1 protein-coding gene is annotated in these 1,835 nt (G+C 56.7%); it reads left to right on the top strand.

All coding sequences use genetic code 11. The features are described 5' to 3' along the window. Nucleotides 1–364: 364 nt before the first annotated feature. On the top strand, nucleotides 365–1,627 hold the full coding sequence (locus PVW46_RS21830) for a serine hydrolase domain-containing protein (RefSeq protein ID WP_223306357.1): 1,263 nt from the start codon (nucleotides 365–367) through the stop codon (nucleotides 1,625–1,627). The last annotated feature ends 208 nt before the right edge of the window (nucleotides 1,628–1,835 follow it).

Raw genomic sequence — 1,835 nt, 5'->3', positions numbered from 1 at the left:
GCCGCCGCTCTCGCCGAGTGGCGCGGTCTATACGCGGCATAAGGGACAGCCATCCTGCCACAACTGAGACCGGTTCGAATTCGTCTGACACCCCACTACCAAGGCATGTGCCTTGCCGATGCGCAGGAAAAATTGGAAGGTGGGCGCAAAGAATACAATGAGGATCGCCCCCCGCAACGTGATCGGAAACAACGTCCCGATCGCCATGGATAAACCCGAAGTCGTCACAAGCCTGTCACCGTGTACCGCCAAGTTTTTCCCGCGTCAGGTGGTCCGGCGTTGGGCACAGGTCAATACCCACCGGACACTGCACGCGGCTGGATGAAAAACCAGTGCCCGGTCAAATCAGGAAGGACCCAGTAAGTTGGTTGAATTTCTCAAGCCTCTCGGAGGAAAGTCCCTATCAGCGGCTTTCGGTGCGGTGGTACTGTTGTTGTCTTCTGCGTCCGCCGGTAGCGCCGAAGGGGCGCGTTGCGTCGCCGATCCCGTTGCGGTCATTGCCCGGGCGCCAACAGCGGCAATGGCGACCACACCGCTCCCCGCCGATCTTGCTGCGGATCTTGATGCTGCCGTGAAGAGCGTCCTGCCAAAAGTCGCGGCCCCGGGTATCATCGCAGGTGTGCGCACGCCTGCCGGTTACTGGACTTCGGCATATGGGCTTGCAGATCCCGAAACCGGTAGGCCGATGGAAGTCGGTATGTTCACTCGCATCGGTTCGGTCACGAAGACATTCACCGGAACTCTTCTGATGCAGCTTGTCGAGAGCGGCGCGGTCTCGCTCGACGATACGATCGGGCAATATGTCGACGATATTCCGAACGGTGACAGGATCACGCTTCGGCAATTGGCAAATATGACGAGTGGCGTGCAGAGTTACACAAATCTCGACAGTTTCCAGGATCAACTTTTTGCTCAGCCCGGCAGGGTCTTTTCGACAGACGAGCTATTGGGCCTTGCAATCCCCAGGTCGCCGGCCTTCGAACCCGGTGAGCGCTTTGATTACTCCAATAGCAACTTCGTTTTGCTGGGACTGGTTATCGAGAAGGTAAGCGGAAAGTCTCTTGCCGAAAACTACCAGACGGGAATCTTCGCCCCATTGGGAATCGAAAATACCTTTTCTCCCGGAGCTAACCCCGATCTGCCCGATCCACATCCCCAAGGCTACACATTGCAGGGTATTGTGGATCACCCGAAAGTCGCAACTAACGCGACGAACTGGAACCCCTCATGGAGCTGGGCGACCGGGCATCTTGTATCCACGGTCGATGACCTGCTGACTTTTGGACGCGCGCTCGGGACAGGGCAGGGACTACTGGGCACCGATGCTCAGATGACGCGTCTGAATGCTTTCCCAAAGCCATTGGGCTACGGAATTGCCCTGGGTTGCGTGGATGGGTGGATCGGCCACGACGGGTCTGAGCCGGGCTATACGACCACACTCTTTTACGACACGACCAGTGACACGACCGTTGCCGTTCAAGCCAACAGTGACATCTTTTCCGGGGACTGCGAAGATCAGGCTGTACTGCCTGACAATTCGACTGAGTTTACCTGCAATTCGCCAGCGCTGCGCGTGTTCAGTGCTTTGTCGGATGCTCTGGGTCACGAGTATGCTGGTCACGACTAGGCTCAGGATCTGTAATTTGCGGAGCTTTGCGGTGTTTCCCTTGAGGAGTTCAGGGATCTGTCCGCACTGATTGCTTTGAGGCGATCGTTCTGTATCGGGTTTCACAAGGCCGAACGTTGCAGTGAACCGCCCCGGGTTTACCGGAGATTTTCTGGTTCAATGATTAGGCAGCTTTTTCAGGAGCGTTCAAGCTTTCGTAGAATGCCTC

Source organism: Mameliella sp. AT18 (genome assembly GCF_028807275.1).
In the GTDB taxonomy this organism is placed as follows: domain Bacteria; phylum Pseudomonadota; class Alphaproteobacteria; order Rhodobacterales; family Rhodobacteraceae; genus Antarctobacter; species Antarctobacter albus.
This window is presented reverse-complemented; position numbering and strand designations above follow the sequence as displayed.